General features: G+C 57.9%; 27 protein-coding genes and 3 tRNA genes. 7 read left to right on the top strand and 23 right to left on the bottom strand.

Translation table 11 applies throughout. The features are described from left to right. Positions 1-9 precede the first annotated feature (9 nt). Positions 10-1,305 carry an NAD(P)/FAD-dependent oxidoreductase gene (locus ACQRAX_RS05915; protein ID WP_412037996.1) on the top strand — a complete coding sequence of 432 codons (1,296 nt, stop codon included), beginning with the start codon at positions 10-12 and terminating at the stop codon, positions 1,303-1,305. Between the two features lie 176 nt (positions 1,306-1,481). Here the strand turns inward: ACQRAX_RS05915 and ACQRAX_RS05920 are convergent, their stop codons facing one another. From ACQRAX_RS05920 to ACQRAX_RS06015, 20 genes are all read right to left on the bottom strand, one after another. After that, complete coding sequence (locus tag ACQRAX_RS05920; RefSeq protein WP_412037995.1) at positions 1,482-2,162, bottom strand: peptidoglycan DD-metalloendopeptidase family protein; 681 nt, start codon at positions 2,160-2,162, stop codon at positions 1,482-1,484. 88 nt (positions 2,163-2,250) lie between these two features. Next, positions 2,251-2,709 carry a carboxypeptidase regulatory-like domain-containing protein gene (locus tag ACQRAX_RS05925; protein WP_412037994.1) on the bottom strand — a complete coding sequence of 153 codons (459 nt, stop codon included), beginning with the start codon at positions 2,707-2,709 and terminating at the stop codon, positions 2,251-2,253. A 167-nt stretch (positions 2,710-2,876) separates the two neighbouring features. Next, positions 2,877-2,952 (bottom strand) — tRNA-Lys (locus tag ACQRAX_RS05930). A 61-nt stretch (positions 2,953-3,013) separates the two neighbouring features. Continuing rightward, entirely contained in the window at positions 3,014-3,688 is a 675-nt protein-coding gene (gene queC / locus ACQRAX_RS05935; protein WP_412037993.1) for a 7-cyano-7-deazaguanine synthase QueC, read from the bottom strand. A gap of 14 nt (positions 3,689-3,702) precedes the next feature. Continuing rightward, positions 3,703-4,350 carry a 7-carboxy-7-deazaguanine synthase QueE gene (queE, locus tag ACQRAX_RS05940; RefSeq protein ID WP_412037992.1) on the bottom strand — a complete coding sequence of 216 codons (648 nt, stop codon included), beginning with the start codon at positions 4,348-4,350 and terminating at the stop codon, positions 3,703-3,705. A 159-nt stretch (positions 4,351-4,509) separates the two neighbouring features. Beyond that, positions 4,510-5,325 (bottom strand): tol-pal system protein YbgF, encoded by an 816-nt coding sequence (gene ybgF / locus ACQRAX_RS05945; protein ID WP_412037991.1) that lies wholly within the window; start codon positions 5,323-5,325, stop codon positions 4,510-4,512. Positions 5,326-5,331: 6 nt separating this feature from the next. Further along, positions 5,332-5,829 carry a peptidoglycan-associated lipoprotein Pal gene (gene pal / locus ACQRAX_RS05950; protein ID WP_285862582.1) on the bottom strand — a complete coding sequence of 166 codons (498 nt, stop codon included), beginning with the start codon at positions 5,827-5,829 and terminating at the stop codon, positions 5,332-5,334. Positions 5,830-5,881: 52 nt separating this feature from the next. Next, on the bottom strand, positions 5,882-7,132 hold the full coding sequence (gene tolB, locus ACQRAX_RS05955; RefSeq protein WP_412038426.1) for a Tol-Pal system beta propeller repeat protein TolB: 1,251 nt from the start codon (positions 7,130-7,132) through the stop codon (positions 5,882-5,884). A 47-nt stretch (positions 7,133-7,179) separates the two neighbouring features. Then, positions 7,180-8,256: a cell envelope integrity protein TolA gene (gene tolA / locus ACQRAX_RS05960; RefSeq protein ID WP_412037990.1), complete on the bottom strand. Its 1,077-nt coding sequence runs from the start codon at positions 8,254-8,256 to the stop codon at positions 7,180-7,182. Then, positions 8,256-8,708 (bottom strand): protein TolR, encoded by a 453-nt coding sequence (gene tolR, locus ACQRAX_RS05965; RefSeq protein ID WP_028943072.1) that lies wholly within the window; start codon positions 8,706-8,708, stop codon positions 8,256-8,258. Before tolR ends, tolA begins: the two co-directional genes overlap by 1 nt. Positions 8,709-8,722: 14 nt before the next feature. After that, positions 8,723-9,418 (bottom strand): protein TolQ, encoded by a 696-nt coding sequence (tolQ, locus tag ACQRAX_RS05970; protein WP_043864241.1) that lies wholly within the window; start codon positions 9,416-9,418, stop codon positions 8,723-8,725. Positions 9,419-9,420: 2 nt separating this feature from the next. Continuing rightward, positions 9,421-9,876: a tol-pal system-associated acyl-CoA thioesterase gene (gene ybgC / locus ACQRAX_RS05975; protein ID WP_412037989.1), complete on the bottom strand. Its 456-nt coding sequence runs from the start codon at positions 9,874-9,876 to the stop codon at positions 9,421-9,423. A 125-nt stretch (positions 9,877-10,001) separates the two neighbouring features. Next, positions 10,002-11,057, bottom strand: a complete 1,056-nt coding sequence (ruvB, locus tag ACQRAX_RS05980; protein ID WP_412037988.1) for a Holliday junction branch migration DNA helicase RuvB — start codon at positions 11,055-11,057, stop codon at positions 10,002-10,004. Beyond that, positions 11,058-11,666: a Holliday junction branch migration protein RuvA gene (gene ruvA, locus ACQRAX_RS05985; protein ID WP_412037987.1), complete on the bottom strand. Its 609-nt coding sequence runs from the start codon at positions 11,664-11,666 to the stop codon at positions 11,058-11,060. Between the two features lie 108 nt (positions 11,667-11,774). Then, a complete protein-coding gene (gene ruvC / locus ACQRAX_RS05990) occupies positions 11,775-12,299 on the bottom strand; it encodes a crossover junction endodeoxyribonuclease RuvC (protein WP_038613867.1) in 525 nt (174 codons plus the stop codon). Positions 12,300-12,415: 116 nt separating this feature from the next. Continuing rightward, complete coding sequence (locus tag ACQRAX_RS05995; RefSeq protein WP_412037986.1) at positions 12,416-13,162, bottom strand: YebC/PmpR family DNA-binding transcriptional regulator; 747 nt, start codon at positions 13,160-13,162, stop codon at positions 12,416-12,418. 121 nt (positions 13,163-13,283) lie between these two features. After that, positions 13,284-15,059, bottom strand: a complete 1,776-nt coding sequence (gene aspS / locus ACQRAX_RS06000; protein ID WP_045187834.1) for an aspartate--tRNA ligase — start codon at positions 15,057-15,059, stop codon at positions 13,284-13,286. Positions 15,060-15,153: 94 nt separating this feature from the next. Beyond that, on the bottom strand, positions 15,154-15,375 hold the full coding sequence (locus tag ACQRAX_RS06005) for an FmdB family zinc ribbon protein (protein ID WP_412037985.1): 222 nt from the start codon (positions 15,373-15,375) through the stop codon (positions 15,154-15,156). Between the two features lie 93 nt (positions 15,376-15,468). Continuing rightward, entirely contained in the window at positions 15,469-15,789 is a 321-nt protein-coding gene (locus ACQRAX_RS06010; RefSeq protein ID WP_412037984.1) for a ribbon-helix-helix domain-containing protein, read from the bottom strand. A gap of 247 nt (positions 15,790-16,036) precedes the next feature. Then, entirely contained in the window at positions 16,037-16,510 is a 474-nt protein-coding gene (locus tag ACQRAX_RS06015; RefSeq protein WP_412037983.1) for a Dps family protein, read from the bottom strand. Between the two features lie 321 nt (positions 16,511-16,831). Here ACQRAX_RS06015 and ACQRAX_RS06020 point away from each other — a divergent pair, with 321 nt between their 5' ends. Beyond that, positions 16,832-17,419 (top strand): cold shock domain-containing protein membrane protein, encoded by a 588-nt coding sequence (locus ACQRAX_RS06020; RefSeq protein WP_412037982.1) that lies wholly within the window; start codon positions 16,832-16,834, stop codon positions 17,417-17,419. 69 nt (positions 17,420-17,488) lie between these two features. On the opposite strand, the gene ACQRAX_RS06025 is transcribed toward ACQRAX_RS06020, so the two are convergent. Together ACQRAX_RS06025 and ACQRAX_RS06030 are read right to left on the bottom strand one after the other, a co-directional pair. Next, positions 17,489-17,695, bottom strand: a complete 207-nt coding sequence (locus tag ACQRAX_RS06025) for a SlyX family protein (protein WP_412037981.1) — start codon at positions 17,693-17,695, stop codon at positions 17,489-17,491. Positions 17,696-17,698: 3 nt separating this feature from the next. Further along, positions 17,699-18,124, bottom strand: a complete 426-nt coding sequence (locus tag ACQRAX_RS06030; protein WP_412037980.1) for an HIT family protein — start codon at positions 18,122-18,124, stop codon at positions 17,699-17,701. Between the two features lie 806 nt (positions 18,125-18,930). On the opposite strand from ACQRAX_RS06030, the gene ACQRAX_RS06035 reads away from it, so the two are divergent. The 3 genes from ACQRAX_RS06035 to ACQRAX_RS06045 all read left to right on the top strand — a co-directional run bounded on the left by ACQRAX_RS06035 (position 18,931) and on the right by ACQRAX_RS06045 (position 23,099). Continuing rightward, positions 18,931-20,241: an OprD family porin gene (locus tag ACQRAX_RS06035; RefSeq protein WP_412037979.1), complete on the top strand. Its 1,311-nt coding sequence runs from the start codon at positions 18,931-18,933 to the stop codon at positions 20,239-20,241. Between the two features lie 170 nt (positions 20,242-20,411). Further along, positions 20,412-22,127 (top strand): proline--tRNA ligase, encoded by a 1,716-nt coding sequence (locus ACQRAX_RS06040; RefSeq protein ID WP_412037978.1) that lies wholly within the window; start codon positions 20,412-20,414, stop codon positions 22,125-22,127. A gap of 18 nt (positions 22,128-22,145) precedes the next feature. After that, the gene (locus ACQRAX_RS06045) at positions 22,146-23,099 is read left to right on the top strand and encodes a hypothetical protein (protein WP_412037977.1); all 954 of its coding nucleotides are present in this window, start codon (positions 22,146-22,148) and stop codon (positions 23,097-23,099) included. Between the two features lie 66 nt (positions 23,100-23,165). Here ACQRAX_RS06045 and dinB read toward each other — a convergent pair whose 3' ends face one another. Continuing rightward, positions 23,166-24,230 (bottom strand): DNA polymerase IV, encoded by a 1,065-nt coding sequence (gene dinB / locus ACQRAX_RS06050; protein ID WP_412037976.1) that lies wholly within the window; start codon positions 24,228-24,230, stop codon positions 23,166-23,168. A 220-nt stretch (positions 24,231-24,450) separates the two neighbouring features. Here dinB and ACQRAX_RS06055 point away from each other — a divergent pair. Both ACQRAX_RS06055 and ACQRAX_RS06060 read left to right on the top strand, forming a co-directional pair. Continuing rightward, positions 24,451-24,527 (top strand) — tRNA-Met (locus tag ACQRAX_RS06055). Between the two features lie 131 nt (positions 24,528-24,658). Continuing rightward, a tRNA-Met gene (locus ACQRAX_RS06060) sits at positions 24,659-24,735 on the top strand. The last annotated feature ends 87 nt before the right edge of the window (positions 24,736-24,822 follow it).

The following is a 24,822-nucleotide window of genomic DNA, read 5'->3' on the forward strand; positions in this document are numbered from 1 at the left end:
AGAGGCTCTATGAATCCTGCTGCGCAACATGCCAACTCCTACTACAAGGCATCGGTAGGCCCGATGCCCGAACACCCAGCCTTGGCAGGTGAACTGAGTGCTGATGTCTGTGTAATCGGCGGCGGTTTTACCGGCGTCAACACGGCGATCGAACTGGCCCAGCGCGGGCTCTCAGTAATATTGCTGGAGGGACGACGTATTGGCTGGGGCGCCAGCGGGCGTAACGGCGGTCAGCTGATTCGCGGCATTGGCCACGAGGTTGAAGGCTTTGCCCGCTACGTTGGCCAGGACGGTGTGAAGTACCTGCAACGTGCCGGCATCGAATCGGTCGAGGTGGTGGCCAACCGCATCCAGGAGCACGGCATTGATTGCGATCTGCGCTGGGGCTTTTGTGAGCTGGCCAACACCCCAGCTCAGTTCGCTGCCTTTCGCGCCGAACGGGACAGCCTGGCAGCGCTGGACTACCGCCATGAAACACAATTGGTCGGCCCTGAGCAGATGCACCAAGTGGTTGCGTCTTCGGCTTACGCCGGCGGATTGATCGATCGCGGCTCGGGTCACCTGCACCCACTGAACCTGGTATTGGGTGAAGCACGCGTGGCCGCCTCGCTGGGTGTGAGAATCTTCGAACACAGCCCTGTGCTGGAGATTAACCACGGCGCCACTGTGCACGTGCGCTGTGCACATGGCAGCGTGCGCGCCGGTAGCCTGGTGCTGGGCTGCAACGCCCACTTGGAAGAGCTCGAGCCGCGCCTGAGCGGCAAGGTCCTGCCAGCGGGTAGTTACATCATCGCCACCGAACCACTGCCACCAGCGCTGGCCAATGAATTGATCCCTCAGAATCTGGCGCTATGCGACCAGAAAGTCGGCCTCGACTATTACCGGCTCACGGCTGACCGGCGCCTGCTGTTCGGCGGTGCCTGTCATTACTCCGGGCGTGACCCGTTGGACATCGCTGCTTACATGCGCCCGAAGATGCTCAAGGTGTTCCCGCAGTTGGCCAACACCCGCATCGAGTTCCAATGGGGTGGCAAGATCGGCATCACTGCCAACCGCTTCCCTCAAGTGGGTCGCTTGTCCCAGCACCCGAACGTGTACTACGCCCAAGGTTATTCCGGCCATGGTCTGAACGTCACCCACTGGACCGCGCGATTGCTCGCTGAAGCGATTGATGTCGGCCACAGCCAGGGCATGGATGTGTTCAGTGCCGTGCCGCACATGACCTTCCCGGGCGGCAAGGCGTTGCGTTCACCGCTGCTGGCGCTGGGCATGATGTGGTATCGGCTGCGCGAAGTACTGGGTTGATCTGCGCAAGTCCTTGTTTCAACATATGATTTGCTTCGGAGGGTATATCCAGACCATCGACGGGCGCCAGCTCAAAGGCATCGTTATCAAATATCAGTAATGCATCGACTTCAGGCGTTCTGCTATGCGAAGGATTGGACCCTGCGCCTGCAATACGCCTGGTAAAACCACGAAACTCAGCCGCCTGACGGCAACACAGCCAACGGATCAATTGGCTTGCCGTTCTGGCGAATCTCGAAATACAGCTGCACCCTGTCTGCATCCAGAGAACCCGCCTCGGCGATCTTCTGTCCCTTACTGACTGTCTGCCCTTCCTTGACCAGCAACTTGCTGTTGTGGCCGTAGACACTGGCATGGGACGAACCGTGCTGGAGAATGATCAGGTTGCCATAACCGCGGATATTCACCGCAAAGGCCACCTTGCCACCAAGGCTGGCGTACACCGGTTGGCCTTGGGTCGCGGAGATGGTGATGCCCTTGTTCAATTTGTCGGCGGCCGAGAAGCGGCGAATCACCGCGCCTTTCACCGGCCAGCCCCATCCGCGCAAGGTCACCTTGGTGGTTGCAACCGGCTTGCTCTTGCTGGCGGTCGAAGTGCTACGCGTTGTGGTTTTCGAGCCGCCAAAGCGAATGGTCTGACCGACATTCACCGCATAGGGCGCACCGATCCCGTTGTAACGCGCCAGGTCCTTGAAGTTCCAACCGTGGCGTGAGGCAATCGAATACAAGGTGTCACCACGCTTGACCTTGTAGGTACCGGCCACGACTTTGTTAGCAGCGACACCAGAACTTGGGGAATGCGAACTACATGCGGATATCGCCAGCATAACGGCGAGCAAAATAAACCTGAAAAACACACCACTTCCTTTTCCCGGAGACGCCGTTAACGAGGCCGCTACTATAAATCAGTCTGCAGCCTTACGCGGTACAGTCCGTGCTCGGTGCTTAGTTCTCTTGCTTCCAGTGCAGGTTCACTTTCTCAGTCTGGCCGGGCACCACATTGACGGCGCCGAGCTGTTGCTCGCCATTGCGCGACGCAATCAAGTTGTACTTGCCCGGTGGCAGTTTGACGTAAACCATCGGCCCCACCTGGCTCAACTGCAGCAAGGTCTGCCCTTGTACGCCCTGAATGACCAGATCCACGTCCGGTACGTACTTGTTTTCCACACCAGAGGAGAAGGTAAGTTGCAGGTTATAGCCCTGGACTTGCTGAATGGCCCGTGATTCATCTTGGCCAATGCCACCCGTCACATAACTGATTCCATTCTGCTGTTGTGGCTCCAGGTGCACTGCGGAGCTATCGATTGGCTCCTGATACGCCGAGGCGTGTACGTGCTGGGCGGCGCCAACCACCAGTAGCAAGACCACCGCGGCGGCTAATGCGAGTGTGCTGAAGGATTTCATCGCCATGACTCCCACGCTGCATCGTCCTGACCATTTTACCGCCTGCGCTTTTGGCTTTTAGAACGATTCGGCGTGACCAGCACGAGCCATACAATGCCTGCTTAGCAAAGCACAGAAACGAAAAAGCCCGCGACCTTTGCAGGACGCGGGCTTTTTCTTACAGCGTATGGTGGGTCGTGTAGGATTCGAACCTACGACCAATTGGTTAAAAGCCAACTGCTCTACCAACTGAGCTAACGACCCGTTGGATGGCGCGTATAATACTGATTTCTAACAGGAAATCAACACCCCATCGCAAAATAATTTAAAAATAACGTGTTGGGTCTTCTACGCCCGCCGCTTTAAAGCCGTCGGCACGCAGGCGGCAACTGTCGCATTTACCGCACGCGCGACCTTGGTCGTCGGCCTGATAGCAGGACACTGTCAGGCTGTAGTCCACTCCACGGGCAATACCGGCCTGGACGATCTGCGCCTTGCTCAGGTTCTGCAGTGGCGCCTGGATGCGGAAGCCCTGGCCTTCGACACCAGCCTTGGTCGCCAGGTTAGCCATGCGTTCGAATGCCTCGACGAACTCTGGGCGGCAGTCCGGATACCCTGAATAGTCCACGGCGTTGACGCCGATGAAGATATCCCGCGCCTCCAGCACCTCAGCCCAGCCAAGTGCCAAGGACAGGAACACGGTATTGCGTGCTGGCACGTAGGTCACCGGGATGCCTTCGCTCGGCGCCTCGGGCACATCAATGCTGCTGTCAGTCAGGGCCGAACCACCAATACCGTCCAGATTCAGGCCAATGACCTTGTGCTCGACCACGCCCAGCTCACGGGCTACCCGCGCCGCAGCGTTGAGCTCAGCGCGGTGACGCTGGCCATAGTCAAAGCTCATGGTGTAGCAGCTGTAGCCTTCAGCCTTGGCCATGGCGACGACGGTGGCCGAATCGAGACCACCGGAAAGCAGGATTACCGCACGTTTCTCAGTCATTGCATTCACTCCTGTCAGCGTCCCGGCTCGTCGTTCCACAGCAGCTTGTGCAACTGCATCTGAAAACGAACCGGCAAATTATCAGCCACGATCCAATCAGCCAGGTCTGTGGCGCTCACCTGATGGTGGCTTGGCGAAAACAGCACGTCGCCCGCACGTTGTTCCAGGCCGTACTGAATGAGCTTGGACACCGCCCAGTCGTAGTCTTCACGGGAACAGATGACAAACTTGACCTGATCATGGGGTGTGAGCAGTTCGATGTTCTCGTAACGATTGCGGTGCACTTCCGCCGAACCCGGGGTTTTCAGGTCAACGACCCGACTTACACGGGTGTCCACCTTGGAAATGTCCAAGGCGCCACTGGTCTCCAGCGAGACGTCATAACCCGCGTCACAGAGCAGCTTGAGCAGCGCAATGGCATTGGGCTGGGCCAGCGGCTCACCACCGGTAACGCAGACATAGCGAGGCTTGAAGCCTGCAACCTGCTCAAGGATCGAATCGAGAGTGCGAATGCTGCCGCCGCTGAAAGCGTATTCGCTGTCGCAATACTGGCAGCGCAACGGGCAGCCGGTGAGACGAACAAATACCGTGGGCAGGCCAGCGGTACGCGTTTCACCCTGCAAAGAGTAAAAAACTTCGGTAATACGTAATGTGTCTTGCATAGTCGCCACGGGCGTAACAGCTAAACAGGCTGTCCGCCTCCGTCAGGCACTGCTGAAAACCCGACATCGCGTAGTTCACAGCAGCGTATTTCAATAAAAGGGCAGAGATTCTAACGAAAAAACCCGCGACTGGCGCGGGTTTCTTTTGAAACGGCTGACTTAGAGCTTTTGCAGGTCGCGCTGGGCCAGCTGTGCAGCCGAGGTACCCGGGTACTGGGTAATCACTTGCTGCAAAATGCCTTTGACCCGGTCGGTATGCCCCAGACGGCGCTCTACGTCGGCCAGCTTGTACAGCGAATCCGGCACTTTGTTGTGCTTGGGATACAGCTGGCTGACCTTGGCGAAGGCTTGCCCTGCGGCTTGCAGGTCGCCCTTGGCCAGGTTCACTTCACCCAACCAGTACTGGGCGTTGCCGGCGTACTGGCTGTTGGGGTATTTGCGCAGGAAGGCGTTGAATGCCTGACTGGCCTTGTCGAAATCCTTGGCTTTGATCAGGTCAAAGGCAGCGTCGTAATAGAGCTTCTCTTTGGCCGGATCGCCAGGTTCACTACTGGCGGCAGGTTGTTGCGCGGCGGCAGCACCTGCAGCGGCGCCGGCGGCAGCTTCGCCACCCGCGGAAGAATTCTCTGGAGCCACGGCAGGAGCGCCGGTTCCAATACGCCGATCCAGGTCCTGGTATCGCTCCAGGCTTTCCTGCTTCATGCGCGCAACATCGTTTTGCAGCTCTTCGATGATGCCTTGTTGACGCGACAGCTGATCTTGCATCTGCTGCAGTTGCATGAACAGCTGACCCTGCGCCGAGGCAGGGGCGGTAACCCCTCCCCCGGCGTAGGCGCCGTTCGTACCATAACCCGCTGGCGGGTAGCTGCTTGCGCCGCTATAGCCAGCGTTGTCATCAACAACAGGAACCTCAGCCCAAGCCACGAGTGGCAGGCTGAGCGCCAGGACGGTTACAGCACGACGGCACATTCGCATATCGAATTACTTACGCAGTTCGACGCGACGGTTCTGAGCCCACGACTGCTCGTCGTTGCCGGTAGCAACTGGACGCTCTTCGCCGTAGGAAACCAGTTCCAGCTGGGCAGGAGAAACGCCTTGCAGTACCAGGTAACGTTGAACGGCTTTCGCACGACGCTCGCCCAGAGCCATGTTGTATTCGCGAGTACCACGCTCGTCGGTGTTACCTTCCAGCACGACGCGAGCGCCGTTGCCTTTCAGGTCCTTGGCATGAACGTCCAGAGCGCGCATGGCTTCTGGCTTCAGGTCCGAGCTGTCGTATTCGAAGTAGAAGGTGGTGATTGCGCGCAGAGCAGCTTCTTCGCTCAGGCTGCCGTCAACAGCACCAGTGTTGGCACCGTAGCCAGCGTTAGGGTCAACAGCGCCTTGACCAGCGTCATCGCCACCTTTCGAAGAGCAACCTACGGCTACGGCCAGAGCCAGAGCCAGCGCAGCAAACTTACCAAACTTCAGCATTTCCATCGTGAAACTCCTAATGAACCCCAATGTGTTAAGTACAACGTAAAGCGCCGCGTCAGTTCAGGTAAGGGGACCAGGACGGTTCTCTGACTTCGCCTTGAGCGGTAGGAAGCGGGAGCCTCACGCGTCCGTTGAGAGAGACGAGCATCAAGACTCCCCGGCCCTGCTGGCGGGTGGCGTAGATTAGCATGGTGCCGTTGGGCGCAACAGTGGGAGACTCATCAAGACTTGTTTCAGAGAGAATCTTTACACTACCGCGTTGCAAATCTTGTGCAGCCACCTTGAAGTTGGTGAAACCTTGTTGACGATGGATCATCACCAGGGTCTTTTCATCCGCCGAAAGTTTAGGGTTGGCGTTGTAGTTACCTACAAAAGTTACACGCTCAGCGCCACCACCGGAAACATTGGTTTTATAGATCTGAGGCTTGCCACCACGGTCGGAAGTGAAATAGATGGTCGACCCATCTTTACCCCAGAACGGCTCGGTGTTGATCCCAGGACCTGCCGTAACGCGCGACAGCTGGCGCGAACCCATGTTCATCACATAGATGTCCGGGTTGCCGTCCTTGGACAGCACGAATGCCAGGCGCGAACCGTCCGGCGACCAGGCCGGTGCACCGTTGAGGCCTTCGAAGTTGGTGATCTGCTCGCGACGACCGGTGTCGATATGCTGAACGAAGATGCGCGGACGCTTCTGCTCGAACGACACATAGGCAATACGCTTGCCATCAGGGGCAAAGCGTGGCGACAGGATCGGCTCACGCGACTGTAGCAGGGTCACTGCACGGGCACCGTCATAATCCGAACGCTGCAGGGTGTAGCGGGTGTTGTTGGTGGAGAAGCGCTCAGCCGTCACGTACAGCATGCGGGTAGAGAACGCACCCTTGATGCCGGTGAGTTTCTCGAACGACTGGTCAGCGATGTAGTGCGACATGTCGCGCAACTGGTCGGTGCTACCCGAAACGCTGCCGGTCAGCACTTGCTGTTCGGTGGCGACGTTGAACAGGGCGTACTGCACCTGCAGGCGACCGCCCGCCGGAACAATGTTACCCACCATGACGTACTGGGCACCCAGGGCTTTCCAGTCACGGAAGATCACTTCGCTGGCCTGGCTTGGCTGGCTGATCATGTTCTGGCGTGGAATCGGTGAGTAATAACCGGAGTTGCGCAGGTCATTACCGATAATGTCAGCCATGTCTTCGGGCAGCACACTGCCGCCCTGCAGGCCGAACGGCACGACCGCGATTGGCGTGGCACGATCACTTCCGCTGGTGACCAGAATGTTTTTTTCTTCTGCCACGGCCATCCCTGCTGCGCAGCAGAGAACGACCAGCAGTCCTCGAAGAAGTTTAATCACAAGGCTAGATCCTCAGGTGTGAATGTCATCTTGAATGAACGATAGGGATTGAATTCGCTCGGTTTCAAGCCCTGCATTTCGGTTAAACGACCAATGTTCTTGACCGCGGCAACTGCCGAGCTGTCGAACGGTCCATCGCCACTGGAGCGGGCTACGCTTACCGAGGTAATGGTGCCATCAGGCAGCATGCCGATCTGCAGAACCACCGTCATGTTCTTGCGCGCAGAAGGTGGACGCGCCCAGCCTTCGGCCGCACGTGCCCGGATCAGGTCGTCGAAATCGCCGGCTACCTGGTCGCCCTGCTCGTCAGCCAATGCCTGCTGGCGCTCGGTGGTGTCAGACAGCAGCTCGGCCAGGGCCTGGGCTTTCTTGTCTTCTGCCGCCTTGCGGGCTGCATCCTGTGCCTTCTTCTTGGCCGCATCTGCTGCGGCTTTCTTCTTGGCGTCCTCAGCGGCCTTTTTCTTCGCTTCTTCGGCTACTGTTTTCTTCTTGGCATCCTCGGCCGCCTTCTTCTTAGCGTCCTCGGCTGCTTTTTTCTTGGCCTCTTCAGCCGCCTGCTTCTTGGCGTCTTCGGCAGCCTTTTTCTTGGCTTCCTCTTCGGTCTTCTTCTTGGCGATGTCAGCCTGTTGCTTCTCGGCAGCCTTCTTGGCTTCTTCGGCTTTCTTGGCTTCGGCGGTTTTCTTCGCTTCGTCAGCCTTTTTGGCTTCCTCAGACTTCTTCGCCTCAGCTTCGGCGCGCGCCTCTTCAGCCTTTTGAGCCGCTTCCTCTTTCTTTTGTTCCGCAGCCTTCACTGCCTGCTGCTCGACCTTCTTTTGTTCCATCTGTTCTTCTTCGGTCTGGCGCGAAGCGGTTTTCTTCGCTTCACCCGCAATCTTCTGATTGGTCTGGGTGGTAGCCTGACTCTTCGATTTCAGCTGGTACAGGGTTGCCTGGACAATAGGCTTGGCCGGCGGCAACTCCGGGGTCATGGCAAAACTGACGAACAGCATGCCGAACACCAGAACGTGCAGCGCAATGGCCCAGACACTGGGCCAGAAATAGCTTTCCGAGGCGGATGGCTCTCGCTGTTGCATCAGGGCGCCTCGGTAATCAGGCCAACGTTACCGACACCTGCCTTCTGCAACCCGCCCATGGCACCCATGACCGCGCCGTAGTCGACGGATTTGTCGCCACGGATGAAGACCTGGGTCTGTTTGCCCTGGTCACGTCCGGCGGCGATGATCTTGGTCACCGCGTCGGTCATTTGCGGCAAGGTCATGGCCTTGTCCATCTGCTTCTCGGTGTCGACTTCACTGCCAAGGTTCCAGAAATAGGTCTTGTCAGCCTTGATCGAAATAGTCAGGACCTGGACGTTGTTGTCCTGCGGCAAGGCTTCACTGGAAACCTTGGGCAGGTCGACCTTCACGCCCTGGTTGAGCATCGGTGCGGTCACCATGAAAATGACCAGCAGTACCAACATCACGTCGATGTAAGGCACCACGTTCATCTCGGCGACCGGCTTGCGTTTGTGGCGAACTCGGGCCATGGGCTTTTACCTGATCACTCTTCGCTGGTGTGCACTTTACGGTGCAGGATGGCCTGGAACTCGTCGGCGAACGTGTAGTAACGGCCGATCAAGACTTCACTGCGGGCAGCGAAACGGTTGTAGGCAATAACCGCTGGAATGGCGGCGAACAGGCCGATCGCGGTAGCGATCAGCGCTTCGGCGATACCCGGTGCTACGGTCGCCAGGGTTGCCTGTTGGGCGCTGGCCAGACCCCGGAAGGAGTTCATGATGCCCCAGACGGTACCGAACAGACCGATATACGGGCTGGTAGAACCGACGGTGGCCAGGAACGGCAGGCTCTGCTCGAGCTTTTCTTCTTCGCGCGAGATAGCCACGCGCATGGCACGGCCAACGCCTTCCATGACCGCGTCAGGATCAACACCAGGCTGCTGACGCAGGCGCGAAAACTCTTTGAAGCCGGCACGGAAGACCTGTTCGACACCCGAGTCTGGATCAGGGTTGCTACCGGCCTGACGGTACAGCTTGGACAGGTCGATTCCCGACCAGAAGCGTTCTTCGAAGCTTTCCAAGGCTCGACGACCGGCGCGCAGCATGGTGCTGCGCTGAAAAATCATGATCCATGACGTTACCGATGCGGCAACCAGAATCAGCATAACCAGCTGTACCACGATGCTGGCATTGCTGACCAGGCTCCACATGGAGGTATGGTCGACGACGTTAGCTTCCACGCTTAATCTCCTGCATTTGAATGAATACCCGGATCGCCAGCCTCGACAAAGGCTGCACGCAGCGCTGGGGGAATGGCCCGGGGTTTGAAAGTATCGGCGCGCACACAGGCCACCAGAAACTGCCCTTCGCAGAGCAGCGTTGCATCTTTTTCGCGCCAGACCTGTTGTACAAAGCGCAGGCTGGCCCGGTTCAACTCAAGCACTTGCGCGGTAACCCGCAATTCGTCGTCCAGCCGCGCAGGCGCGTGATAGCGCGCCTCGCTGGAATGGACCACAAACAGCAGGTTGTCCTGCGCCAATGCCGACTGGGCAAAACCCAGTGCGCGTAACCGCTCGGTGCGGGCACGCTCCATGAATTTCAGGTAGTTGACGTAATACACCACGCCGCCCGCATCAGTGTCTTCGTAGTAGACCCGACAACGGTGTGCGAACGACTCAAGCCCATTTTGCGCGCGCATACTCTAGTGCTTACTCCTCAGCTTGCCAATCCGCCCCGGCAACTGTTTTTCATCGATTATGTCGTATTGCCAGCGTGGTCCTTCGATGACAGGCGATAGGACCACGAAAACACCAGATAAATCTGTCATTCATCGGGCTGGGCGGAAAAACCTTCGCCATTGACCGACTCGCCGAGGCGATTGGGAATGTTCAGGCCGAAATGCAGATAAGCATGACGGGTCACCACCCTGCCCCGTGGCGTGCGCATGATGTAACCCTGCTGAATCAGGTAGGGTTCGAGCACGTCCTCAATGGTGTGGCGCTCCTCACTGATGGCCGCCGCCAGGCTGTCGACGCCCACCGGCCCGCCGTCGAACTTCTCGATCATGGTCAGCAGCAAGCGGCGGTCCTGGTGATCGAAGCCACGCTCATCCACATCAAGCAGGTTCAACGCCATATCGGCAATCGGTTTGGTGATATGGCCTTTGCCACGCACTTCGGCAAAATCTCGTACCCGGCGCAACAAGCGGTTGGCGATCCGTGGTGTGCCACGGGCACGACGTGCGATCTCGAAGGCACCCTCGTCTTCGATCGGCAAACCCAGAATGCCACCGGAGCGACTGACGATAGTTGCCAAGTCCTCGGTGTTGTAGAACTCCAGGCGCTGAACGATACCGAAACGGTCGCGCAACGGGTTGGTCAGCATCCCGGCGCGAGTAGTCGCCCCGACCAGGGTGAATGGCGGCAGGTCGAGCTTGATCGAACGCGCCGCCGGCCCTTCGCCAATCATGATGTCGAGCTGGAAATCTTCCATGGCCGGGTACAGCACTTCTTCGACGATTGGTGATAGGCGGTGGATTTCATCGATGAACAGCACGTCGTGCGGTTCAAGATTGGTCAGCAATGCCGCCAGATCGCCGGGACGCTCAAGAATTGGCCCGGAGGTGCTTTTGATCGACACACCCATTTCCTGGGCGATGATATTGGCCAGGGTGGTCTTGCCCAACCCCGGCGGGCCGAAGATCAGGGTGTGATCCAGCGACTCACTGCGCCCACGCGCGGCCTGGATGAACAGCGCCATCTGCTCGCGCACCACCGGCTGACCAATGTATTCAGCCAGGCTTAGCGGACGGATTGCCCGGTCCTGGACTTCCTCACGGTCACGTCCGCTGGCGGCTATCAGTCGATCGGCTTCTATCACTTAGATCATTCCCTTCAGGCTGCGGCGGATCAGCTCTTCGCTGCTCAAGCCCTTGGCATCGACGGCGGCCACTGCCTTGCTGGCTTCCTGGGGTTTGTAGCCCAGGGAAATCAGGGCACTGACGGCATCAGCCTCAGCACTGGAGACGCTGGCAATCGGCGCCGGGCCATTGGGCACCAGGGCAAACATCGCTGGTGAAGTTTCCCACGCTTTGAAGCGGTCCTTGAGCTCGACCAGCAGGCGCTCGGCAGTCTTTTTGCCAACCCCCGGCACCTTGACCAGTGCCGAGGTATCCTGAGCTTGAACGCAGCGTACCAGTTCGTCGACCTCCAGGCCCGACATCAACGCCAGGGCCAGCTTGGGGCCAACGCCATTGAGCCGAATCAGTTCACGGAACAGCTCTCGCTCGCGCTTCTCAAAGAAGCCATAGAGCAAGTGGGCATCCTCGCGCACCACCTGATGGGTGTGCAAGGTTACCGCCTCGCCCACTTTGGGAAGACGGTACAGGGTGGTCATCGGCACTTCGAGCTCGTAGCCCAGGCCGTTGACATCGATAATCAGGTGCGGCGGCTGCTTCTCAGCCAGTGTGCCGCGCAAACGTCCAATCACGTTGCAATCCTTTCTCATGGGCACCGGCAAACAACCGGTAAACCCTAACAGCAAATGCAATGGCCGATGGCATTGCCCGGTCAAAATTTGTTTCAGCGCGTGATGGTATCAGAGCCGCAAGCGCCCGCTGCGACTGCGCGCCGTGCCCAGGCCATGTGGCAACAGGCTGGAACGGGTGTGAGCATGGCACAAGGCGATGGCCAGGGCATCGGAAGCGTCGATCTGCGGCTTCTGGGTCAACTTGAGCAGGTGCATGACCATCATCTGTACCTGCTCCTTGTTCGCCCCGCCCGTTCCGGCAACCGCTTGCTTGACCTGGGTGGCGCTGTATTCGGCGATTTCCAGCCCTTCTTCAATAGCGGCGACGATCGCCGCGCCACGCGCCTGGCCCAACTTGAGTGCCGAGTCGGCGTTACGGGCCATGAACACCCGTTCAATGCCCATGGTCACCGGGCCATACTGGCTGATGATCTCGCGCACCCCCCGAAACACAATCTGCAAGCGTTCGGGCAACTCGCCACTACCGGTTCGGATACACCCTGAAGCCACATACTCACAGCCCCGCGGCCCCTGACGCACCACGCCGTAACCGGTGATACGCGAACCAGGGTCGATGCCAAGAATCAAAGTCATAACGCCTGCATCATCAATGACACCCGTAGGCGTCGTTGCAAAGACAGAAGCCGGACCCCCCTGCCGTCACGATGTGCCTGCAGGGGGATCCGGCTTCCAATCAGCCAAGGCTGTCGTTAGCCGAGACTTTCCATGACGTCGTCAGGAATCTCGGCATTGGAGTAAACGTTCTGCACGTCATCGAGGTCTTCAAGCATATCAATCAGCTTGAGCACCTTTTGCGCACCGTCCAGATCCAGTTCAGCACTGGTGGTCGGCTGCATGACGATTTCCGCATCCGCCGCCTTGAAGCCGGCTTCTTCCAGGGCATTGCGCACGGCATAGAAGCTGGCAAAGGAGGTAAATACGTCGAAGGAGCCGTCTTCATTGCTGACTACGTCATCAGCATCGGCTTCCATCGCTGCTTCCATCAGCGCATCCTCGTCGACGCCCGCAGCAAAACTGATCTGCCCCTTGCGTTCGAACAAGTAGGCGACCGAACCGTCAGTACCCAGGTTCCCCCCGCATTTGCTGAAGGCGTGGCGCACCGCCGCTGCGGTACGGTTGCGATTGTCGGTCATGGCCTCGACCATGATCGCCACGCCACCCGGCCCGTAACCCTCGTAGCTGAGCTCTTCAACGTTATCGGCCTCGGTCGCGCCAGCACCACGGGCAATGGCCCGATCGATGATGTCGCGGCTCATGTTGGCCCCCAAAGCCTTATCCAGGGCCAGGCGCAAACGTGGGTTGGAGGTCGGATCGCCACCGCCCTGCTTGGCGGCGACGGTCAGTTCACGAATCCACTTGGTGAAGATCTTGCCTCGCTTGGCGTCTTGACGCTCTTTGCGGTGCTTGATGTTTGCCCATTTGGAATGACCAGCCATAACGCACTCCGAATCCTTTGAAACAATGCCATGCCCCTCCCCGGTACAAACCGGGCAGGAACGAAAAAATCAGTACCGCTTAACGCAAAGGCGCATCCATTTGGATGCGCCCGGGGTCCGCTTATTCAGCCTTGGGCTGTTCGCGCAGACGGATGTGCAGTTCGCGCAGGGCCTTGGCGTCCACCAGGCCTGGAGCCTGAGTCATGACGCACGCGGCGCTCTGGGTTTTCGGGAAGGCAATGACTTCACGAATCGACTGAGCGCCAGTCATCAGCATGACCAGACGGTCCAGACCAAAGGCCAGGCCACCGTGCGGTGGTGCGCCAAACTTCAGTGCGTCCAGCAGGAAGCCGAACTTCTCTTCCTGCTCTGCAGCTTCGATACCCAGCAGACGGAAGACCGCCTGTTGCATTTCCTTGCGATGAATACGGATCGAACCGCCACCCAGTTCGGTGCCGTTGAGGACCATGTCGTAGGCACGCGACAGCGCGGTGGCCGGGTTGGCCTCGAGCTCTTCAGGGCTGCACTTGGGTGCGGTGAACGGGTGGTGCAGCGCGGTGAAGCTGCCGTCGTCGTTTTCTTCGAACATCGGGAAATCGACGACCCACATCGGTGCCCACTCGCAGGTGTGCAGATTGAAGTCGTTGCCGACCTTGATCCGCAGGGCGCCCAGCGCCTCGCTGACGATCTTGGCCTTGTCGGCGCCGAAGAACACGATGTCACCGTCGACCGCACCGACGCGATCGAGGATCACGTTGAGGTTGGCCTCAGGAATGTTCTTGACGATTGGCGACTGCAGGCCTTCGACACCTTTGGCGCGCTCGTTGACCTTGATGTACGCCAGGCCTTTGGCACCGTAGATGCCGACGAACTTGGTGTATTCGTCGATGCGGCTACGCGGCATGCTGGCAGCGCCAGGTACACGCAGGGCGGCAACGCGGCACTTCGGATCATTGGCCGGGCCACTGAAGACCTTGAACTCGACGTCCTTGAGCTGGTCGGCGACGTCAACCAGTTCCAGCGGGTTACGCAGGTCTGGCTTGTCGGAACCGTAGCGGCGCATGGCTTCTTCGAAGGTCATGTGCGGGAATTCACCGAACTCCAGGTCCAGGACTTCCTTGAACAGCTTGCGGATCATACTTTCGGTCAAGCCCATGATCTCGGATTCATCGAGGAAGCTGGTCTCAATGTCGATCTGGGTGAATTCTGGCTGACGGTCAGCACGCAGGTCTTCGTCACGGAAGCACTTGGCAATCTGGTAGTAGCGGTCGAAACCGGCAACCATCAGCAATTGCTTGAACAGCTGCGGCGATTGCGGCAGGGCGAAGAAGCTGCCAGCGTGGGTACGGCTCGGCACCAGGTAGTCACGCGCGCCTTCGGGCGTGGCGCGGGTGAGGATCGGCGTTTCGACGTCGAGGAAGCCGTTTTCATCCAGGAAGCGACGGATGCTGGTGGTGATGCGCGAACGCAGACGCAACTTCTCGGCCATTTCTGGACGACGCAGGTCGATGAAGCGATAGCGCAGGCGGGTTTCCTCGCCAACATCGGAGTATTCATTGAGCGGGAACGGTGGGGTTTCCGCTTCGTTGAGCACAGTCAGCTCATAACCCAGCACTTCGATGGCACCAGAGGCCATGTTGGCGTTCACAGCGCCAGCCGGACGAGGACGCACCTTACCGGTAATCTGCACCACGTATTCGCTACGCACGCGGTCTGCGGCGGCGAAACTGTCTGCGCGATCCGGGTCGAAGACGACCTGGGCCATGCCTTCGCGATCACGGATATCGAGGAAGATCACCCCGCCGTGGTCGCGGCGACGATGGACCCATCCGCAAAGGGTAATTTCCTGACCTTCCAGGCTCTCGTTCAGTTGGCCGCAATAATGGCTGCGCATCATGATGGTGGTTTCGCTTCTCGTCATTCGTGTGTTCAGTGGAGGCCTTGGCGCCCCAAAGGGCTAATAGTGCAAGACCCTGCCGGTGCAATTCAACTCAGTCGGCCTTGTCGCCGCCTGCAAGGTTCTTTTTTGCGCCAGTCTTGAAGTCGGTTTCGTACCAGCCTGTACCGCCCAGGCGGAAACCCGGAGCAGAAATCAGCTTCTTGAGCTCAGGCTTTTGACACGCCGGGCAATCGGTCAGCGGCGTGGCGCTGATTTTCTGGAGGACTTCCATCTGGTGATTACAGGAAGCACATTGATAGTCGTACAGGGGCATAGGCGTGTCTCGTTAACCACAGCGCGGGCTGGTTCAGGCAGTAAAGAGCGGGATTATATATGGTTAAGGAGGGCTGTGCAGCCCGGCAACCGACTAGCGTGATACCTGGGTGCCGAGCAGATAGACCACACAGACCACACGGATCAGGCCACTGAAATTTTTTACCCCACCATGGCGCAGGTGCACCTCGCGGTCCACGTAGGACAACACAGCATTGACCGAGCACTGATTGGCCTCGGCGATGCGCTCAAGAATTCGCCAGTAGATCTCTTCCAGACGCAGACAGGTAGCAAACCCATTCAACCGCACTGAGCGGGACAATGGCTGGGCCAGGCCCATATTGAAATTCGCCTCGAACGGATCGACACCCACCTTGCCGGATACACGCCCTCCTCGATTCTTCCATGAAGACATATAAGCACCACGCAATCTGAACTAACAGGGAAATAACCCTGAGCACTATCTTTCACTCAGAGACAGGCCCTACTAGAACGCTACAGCGCTGATTGCTTCCAGCAGACCGAATGACTCTCGCTGTAGGATTGCTCGGCAAGTTGCAGGGGATGGGGTAACAAATAGAATGTTTTCCCTCTTAACGATAAATGCCCGGACTTCCGATAAATCCAGGCATTTAGGTACGATTGATTAAGCCGTCGCTGAATTACCGCTCTTCCAGCAGCGAACGCAGCATCCATGCGGTTTTTTCATGCACCTGCATGCGCTGGGTGAGCAGATCTGCAGTCGGCTCGTCGCTGACTTTGTCGAGCAACGGGAAAATGCTGCGCGCCGTACGGGTCACGGCCTCCTGCCCTTCCACCAGTTGCTTGATCATTTCATTGGCAGGTGGCACGCCCTCCTCTTCCTTGATCGACGACAACCGTGCATAGACCGAATAAGCCCCCGGTGCAGGAAAGCCCAATGCCCGAATGCGTTCAGCGATAGAGTCCACCGCCAGCGCCAGTTCGTTATATTGCTCTTCAAACATCAAGTGCAATGTACGAAATGCTGGACCGGTTACGTTCCAGTGGAAGTTATGGGTTTTCAGATACAGTACATAGGTATCTGACAAGAGCCGCGACAATCCATCGACAATGGACTTGCGATCTTCTTCGCTAATACCGATATCAATAGCCATACGATTCCCCTTTCGATGATGCTTGATGATCAACTAGGTACACCCCACTGTATCAAGACTTGTCGTCGGCTGCAGCCTCGCCCCTGCGACACAGTGCAGCAGGCACCCAAGCTCCGGCCGGGAGCCAGGCGACACACGGTTTGCCGTTGATTTGAGAAGCCCGTGGCTTTGCTGTTAAATAGGCGCCGTGCCGCCCCTGAAGATTGTTAGACGGGGGCGCATAGGCTGACCTTCTTCTCACGTTTTTGCGCTTCTCAAGCCAATGCGCGCCGTGATGTCAGCTCTTCCTGTGATATGCCTTATTAATGTGAGCCAACCAACATGTTCAAGATCGTCCACCTGTTGACGGGCGCTGCAGCTTTGCTGCTGTCGTTCATCCCCAGCCTAAGAGCCGACGCTGCCCCCCTGCTGCAGCAACCGGAAGCCGTTTACCTGGCACTCTTCGGCCTGCTCAATTTGCTCCTTGCCCCCGTCGTGCCTCAGCACTACAAAGGCACCCGCCTGCATTTGCAGCGCCTTGCCAGCGCTCTGCTGGTACTGGCCGTGGTACTGCAAACCCTGACCCTGCTGGCACGCCCGGAGCTGGGCAACCTGCCAGCACTGCTGAGCATCCTGTTGGCCGTCGCACTGCACCTGGTCGCCGGCTTCCTCAAAACCACCGGCGCGCGCAGCCAGCACACGCCTTACGACATGAGCAACCGTGATACCGGCACGGTCAAGTGGTTCAATACCTCCAAGGGCTTCGGCTTCATTTCCCGCGATTCGGGCGATGATATCTTTGTGCACTTTCGCGCCATTCGCGGCGAAGGTCACCGCGTACTGGTCGAGGGCCAACGCGTGGAGTTCTCGGTGATGAACCGCGACAAGGGCCTGCAAGCGGAAGATGTGATCGCCGCTCCACGGCGCTGATCCTGCGACAAACAAAAAACCGCGGCGCCTGGCGACCGCGGTTTTTTTTGCGCCTGAATCAAGCACCTATTAATAGTGCGGCGGCGGCGCCTCTTCTTCGCTGCTCGAATACTGACCAACCATTTCCTCGTAACGCTTGAGCAACGCGGCCATCTGTAATTGCAGGCGCTCAACCACCCGCTGCTGCTCAACCAGTACATCATTGAGTGCCTGAATGGTGTCGTCCTGGAAGGCAACACGACTTTCCAGCTCGGTTATCCGCGCTTCAAGTGTCATCTCTCAAACCTCAGCGATTGTGAAATCATCATCCAATACCGTCGCCAAGCGCTCGCGAATCTGCGCAACCTGCTCGGTCGTATACGCCACGGCCGGCTTATTCCCCCAGACCGGCGCCGGCCAGGCCGGATCAGTACGACGCCGGACAATCACATGCATATGCAACTGGCTAACCACATTACCCAGAGTCGCAACATTCATTTTGTCTGCATCGAAAGTGTCTTTCAGGGTTTCGGCGAGAAACCTGGTTTCTTTCCAGAGTTGCGCCTGATCCTTGTCATCTAAATGAAATAATTCACTGATATCGGCGCGACGCGGCACCAGAATAAACCAGGGGTAGTTGGCGTCCTTGCTCAGCAACAGCTGGCAGAGAGGAAAGTCCCCAAGCACATAAGTGTCTTCTTGAAGACGCGAATCCAAACTAAACACAGGGGAATCTCCTACAGCCATTTAATACCTTGTCCACGCATAGCGCCGCGGACTGAATGCTGCAGGATACCTCCGATTGCTTGCCTGAGCATGCTCAGGCTGTCAGTAAAACCGACAAACGCACGGCGCTTGGCCATTTTTATGCGCTGCACTGGCGAAAAAAGGCAGGTAACAGTATCGCGAGTAACGAAACGCTACTTTTCGCACCAAAATGAGGCTTGACGTGAACGAGGAGCACCCAAAGTATCCGTAAACTACTCAGCACGCAGGTTTTACGGTAACGATCTGACCTAAAGGACAGCTTTGGGCTTTATTCCAAAACAAGCTTCCCAAACGAACCAACGGATCTTAGCCCCCCGGATTTACGGCACCGGGCGGTTTTTTTTCAGTCAGTCGTGAAAATTTTGTGAACTGTGCCCACTTTTGAGCACGCTTGTTGCATTCACATCCGCCACAGTCGGCACGACACCTGCAGTGATGCGGTGGAGCGCGACAAATAACACAGTTGCATGGGTAAACCAGGGAGTACTGGGGGGCCAAGAGGCTAGATTGTTTTTACCTAACCTTAAGCCGTCCGGACCAGCGCTGGAGTTGTACGCCCCGCAAAACCGGGACGTGATTTGCGACAGGGACTTAACCGTTAGCGACATGACCGTAAAGTTACCGAAAGGTTCTTTCCCCCCATATCGCCAACTACAGTCTGCGTGATATACATTTCCGCCGACACAAAAAGAAAGAGCCGCGCCGTAAAAAAAAATCAAAGGCGACGGCAGTACTCTTCCTAAAAACCAAAGGAGCAAGTCACGATGCGCGTGATGAAGTGGAGCATGATCGCCCTGGCTGTTGCAGCCGGCGCCTCGCAGATGGCAGTAGCCTCGTCCCAAAGTGAATCCAAGGGCTTTGTTGAAGACAGCTCGCTGAACGTCAAAACTCGCATGCTGTATTTCAGCCGCGACCCACGCAACAGCACGGCTCCGACAGATGGTAGTCCACGACGCTCTGAAGAAACCGGCCTGGGCTTCCTCGGTACTTATGAATCCGGTTTCACTCAAGGTGCAGTCGGTTTCGGTGTTGATGCTATTGGCATGCTGGGCCTGAAACTGGACAGCGGCAAGGGCCGTGCCGGTACCGGCCAGTTCCCTACCGGCTCCGACGGTCGCTCCGAGGACTCCTTCTCCGAAGGCGGCGGTGCAGTCAAAATGCGCATCTCCGATACCGTACTGAAGTACGGCACCCAGTTCACTGCCATGCCTGTCCTGGCCACTGACGATAGCCGTCTGCTGCCAGAAACCATTGAAGGCTTCCTGCTCACCAGCCAGGAAATCAAAGGCCTGGAACTGAATGCCGGTCACTTCACCTCGCTCAATGCCCAGTCGCAGTCATATCACGACAGTATCGGCGGCCTTGACGAGAACCGCCAAAAGAAACCAGGCCTGACCAGTGCCGACGTTCTCGGTGGTAGCTACTCCTTCACCGACAACCTGAGCACCAGCCTCTATTACTCCAAAGTTGAAGATTACTGGCGCAAGTACTACGCCAACGTCAACTGGGCGCTGCCAATCAATGATGACCAAGGTCTGGTGTTCGACGTTAACTTTTATGACACTAAGAGCGACGGCGCTGCCCTGTATACCGCCTATGACGGCGACAAACTGGACAACCAGGCATACAGCCTGTCGGCTGCCTACAACATTGGCGCTCACACCTTCACCCTGGCTCACCAGCGTGTAACCGGCGACGGTGACTACGGTTATGGCGTCGACGGTGGCGGTACCATCTTCCTGGCCAACTCCGTGGCCCGCTCTGACTTCAACGCCGAAGACGAAAAATCCTGGCAGGCTCGCTACGACCTGAACATGGCCAGCTACGGCGTTCCAGGCCTTAGCTTCATGACCCGTTACGTTACCGGTGAAGGCGCCAACGTCGAAGGCACCAGCAATGGTAAAGAGTGGGAACGTGACATCGAAGCCAAGTACGTCCTGCAAGAAGGCGCTGCCAAGGACCTGAGCTTCCGTATTCGCCAAGCCACCTACCGTTCCGCCGACGGCGTTTACTACGGTTCGTCATCGCTGGACGAACTGCGTCTGATCGTCGAGTACCCGCTGAGCATCCTGTAAGCCCCGGGCTTTCAGTATCCCCAGTACGAAAGAGCCCGGCACTGCCGGGCTTTTTCTTGTCTCGATTCGGGCTGACAACGCCTTCGTGCTCCGGCATCCTGTACGCCACCGAATCGCCCCCGTACAATGCGGGGTCCTTTAAAGTCTTAAGCAACCGACAACGGCCTACCATGCGCACCAGTCAATATTTGCTCGCTACCCAGAAAGAAACCCCTTCCGACGCGGTCGTCATCAGCCACCAGCTCATGCTGCGCGCCGGCATGATCCGCAAGCTCGCATCCGGCCTTTATACCTGGCTGCCGATGGGCCTTCGGGTAATGCGCAAGGTTGAGACCGTGGTCCGCGAGGAAATGAACGCCGCCGGCGCCCTGGAAGTGCTGATGCCGAGCATCCAGCCTGCCGAGCTGTGGCAGGAATCCGGTCGTTGGGAACAGTACGGCCCAGAGCTGCTGCGCCTGAAAGACCGCCACGGTCGTGACTTCTGCGTGGGCCCAACCCACGAAGAAGTGATCACCGACCTGGCCCGCAACGAGCTCAACAGCTATAAACAGTTGCCACTGAACATGTACCAGATCCAGACCAAGTTCCGTGACGAAATCCGTCCGCGCTTCGGCCTGATGCGTGGCCGCGAGTTCATCATGAAGGATTCGTACTCCTTCCATGCCGACCAGGCTTCCCTGCAGGAAACCTACGACCGCATGCACCTGGCCTACAGCAACATCTTTACCCGCCTGGGCCTGGACTTCCGCCCTGTGCAAGCCGACACCGGCTCAATCGGCGGCAGCTACTCCCACGAGTTCCATGTGCTGGCCGAGTCCGGTGAAGACGACGTGATCTTCAGCGACAGCTCCGACTACGCCGCCAACATCGAGAAGGCCGAGGCCATTCCACGGGAAACCGTGCGCGCTGCGCCTAGCGAAGAATTGCGCCTGGTCGACACCCCGGATGCCAAGACCATTGCGCAACTGGTGGAAAACTACAACATGCCGGTCGAAAAGACCGTCAAGACTCTGATCGTGCACGCTGCCGAAGAAGGCAAACTGATTGCCCTGATCGTCCGTGGCGACCACGAACTCAACGAAATCAAGGCCGCCAACCTGGAACAGGTTGCCAGCCCGCTGGTCATGGCCACCGACGAAGAGCTGCGCAACGCCATTGGCGCTGGCGCTGGCTCGCTCGGCCCACTGAACCTGCCACTGCCGTGCATCATCGACCGCTCGGTCGCGCTGATGAGCGACTTCGGCATTGGTGCCAACATCGACGACAAGCACTACTTCGGCGTCAACTGGGAACGTGACCTGCCCGTTCCGCAAGTGGCCGACCTGCGTAATGTCGTGGAAGGTGACCCAAGCCCGGATGGCCAGGGCACTCTGGTGATCAAGCGCGGCATCGAAGTCGGACACATCTTCCAGCTGGGCACCAAGTACAGCGAAGCGCTCAAGTGCCAGGTCCTGGGCGAAAACGGCAAACCAGTGATCTTGAGCATGGGTTGCTACGGTATCGGCGTATCTCGCGTGGTGGCGGCTGCCATCGAGCAGAACTACGACGAGAACGGCATTATCTGGAGCGATACCCTGGCGCCGTTCCAGATCGCCCTGGTACCGCTGCGCTACGAAACCGAACAAGTACGCGAAGCCACCGACAAGCTCTATGCCGAGCTGACTGCCGCAGGTTTCGAAGTGCTGCTGGACGACCGTGACAAGAAAACCAGCCCAGGGATCAAGTTCGCCGACATGGAACTGATCGGCATTCCGCACCGGATCGTGATCAGCGATCGCGGCCTGGCCGAAGGCAACCTGGAATACAAGCACCGCAAGGAGCGTGACGCACAACCGCTGCCGTTGGCCGAGGTGGTGTCCTTCCTGCAAGCCCGCATCCGCCGCTAAGCCAACGCAAGAGTAATCATGTTCAAGCGAAGTACCTTTACCCTGGGGGGCGCCGCACTAAGCGGCGCCCTGTTGCTCAGCGGTTGCGCCAACCAGATGTCCCAGCGCAGCGAGCATGAGGAACGCATCGAGCGCAAGCTGCTCGAACACAGCCTGCAGATCGATGTCGGGGACCCCAAGGTACTCGAGCTGCCGCAGCGACGTGTGCGCATTAACGAACAGAAGAACTTCGAAGTCACTGAGTTCGAAGTCACCCGTCGTTATGATCGCTACACGCCCTACCAACCCTGGCGGGAAGTCTACGAGATCCCGCTGGGCGCGGTGGCCGTGGTCGCCGGTGTCGGCGCCAACGTGGTCAACATCTTCGCATTAGGCAACCTGCCCGATAGCGTCACCCGTGACTGGTTCAGCTACGGCATCGACGGCCTCAATCCCTTTATGAACGCCCAGTCCAATGGTCGTTCCCAGCAGAACCTTGCCGGGATCACCGAAGTACAGAAGGACAAACGTCAGGAATACACCAGCCTGCCGTGGGGTGATCGTCCGGTTGAGGTCAAAGCTGGCAAGGTCAGCCACACCCTGACCACCGATCGCAACGGGGTATTGCTGCTGAATTTGCTCGACAGTCCATTCTCCGAGCAGAACCTGACGCATATCGGTACCTTGCACCTGCAAGTCGCCGATGAAGACAACAATGTCCGTGGTGATGCCAGCCTGTTGATTAGCAGTAACTTGCGCAACAAGTTGGTGGAAGCCCACGACCTGATCTTCGATGATCTGGAAGACGATGAAGTCAGTCAGTGGGTGCACCGGGTCAAGCGTCTGTCGGAACTGGGCCTGGAAGAAGAAGCCAGCGAGCTGGAGCAGAGCCTGATCGAGCTCACTCGCAATGATCCTGAGCTGCAGCAGGAGTTTCTGCAGTCGCTGACCAAGGATGCCGGTCGCCTGGTCGCGGATCCTGGCGTGCATTGATGACCCAACGCCGATCCTTTGTAGGAGCCAGCCTTGCTGGCGATGGGATCGGCGCAGTGCCAGGTATCAATCGCGGCCAAACAGCTCCAGCTGTTCATGGCCACCCCGCAAATCCTGCAAGCGCACACCAATCCCCAACAGCCGTACCGGTTTGCTGCCCCGGGCAAACGCCTGGCTGAGCAATAACTGGTAACTGCCCAAGTCGCGGCCGGCACCGGCCTGCTCCAGGGTCGTTTGGGTAAAGTCGTGAAACTTCACTTTGACGAAAGGCTTGCCCGGTCGGTAGCTGTCATCGATACGCGCCATACGCCCCGCCAGGGTTTCCATCAGCTCCGGTAGTTTTTCCAGGCAACTGGCCAGATCGGGCAAGTCAGTGTCGTAGGTGTTTTCTACGCTGACCGACTGACGGCGACTGTCATTGTGCACCACTCGATCATCGATCCCTCGCGCCAGCCCCCACAGGCGCTCACCAAAGCTGCCGAATTCACGGACCAACGCCAGGCGACTCCAGTCTCGCAGCTCCAGGCAGTTACTGATCCCCAGACGCCCGAGCTTGTCGGCGGTTACCTTTCCCACACCGTGCAACTTGCTGACCGGCAACGCGGCAACAAAAGCTTCGATGTCATCAGGGGTGATTACAAACAAGCCATTGGGCTTACGCCAATCACTGGCGATCTTGGCCAGGAATTTGTTCGGTGCCACCCCGGCCGACACGGTGATATGCAGTTGCTGGGCGACGCGACGGCGAATATCGGCGGCAATGCGCGTGGCACTGCCGGCAAACCACGAGCTATCAGAAACATCCAGGTAGGCTTCGTCCAGTGACAACGGTTCGATCAGGTCGGTGTAGTCGCGAAAGATCGTGTGAATTTCCCGGGATGCTTCTTTATAAGCATCCATGCGCGGCTTGACGATCAACAAGTCGGGGCACAGGTGAAGCGCATGCCGGGACGACATCGCTGAACGTACACCATAAGCCCGCGCCTCGTAGTTGCAGGTGGCAATGACACCCCGCCGCTCAGCCGAGCCTCCCACCGCCAGCGGCCGCCCAGCCAGACGTGGGTCGTCACGCATTTCAATAGCGGCGTAGAAGCAATCGCAATCAATGTGGATGATCTTGCGCTGGGACATCGGCAACCGTGGGCACAGGTGAACAATCGTGTAGGCAGTATCTCATTGCACAGCGCCTTCACACCATAAGCACTGGATAAACATCCACACCTTTGCTCCCCAACCCCAGCACAACTACCTTGCAGGGCTAAATGAAAGCGCTAAGCGTTTGAACAAAAAAGGATTTCTTCAAATCAGCGCTTGACACCCTCCCGCAAAACTGTAGAATTCATCTCACAGGCGCGGGATGGAGCAGCCTGGTAGCTCGTCGGGCTCATAACCCGAAGGTCGTCGGTTCAAATCCGGCTCCCGCAACCAGATTAAGAAAAGGCCACTCTTCGGAGTGGCCTTTTTCTTTGCCTGAAAAAAGTGTTCAGGCATAAATTTATTGAAAATCAATAATTAAGCGTTGACAGCCTAGCCAAACGCTGTAGAATCCGCCCCACAGACGCGGGATGGAGCAGTCTGGTAGCTCGTCGGGCTCATAACCCGAAGGTCGTCGGTTCAAATCCGGCTCCCGCAACCAAACAACAGAAAAGGCCACTTTGAAAAAAGTGGCCTTTTTTGCATCTGCGATAAAGCCCCTCCTCCCTCCAGCCCGCGCGGCAATATG

Source organism: Pseudomonas sp. UM16, from assembly GCF_050312595.1.
Lineage (GTDB): Bacteria > Pseudomonadota > Gammaproteobacteria > Pseudomonadales > Pseudomonadaceae > Aquipseudomonas.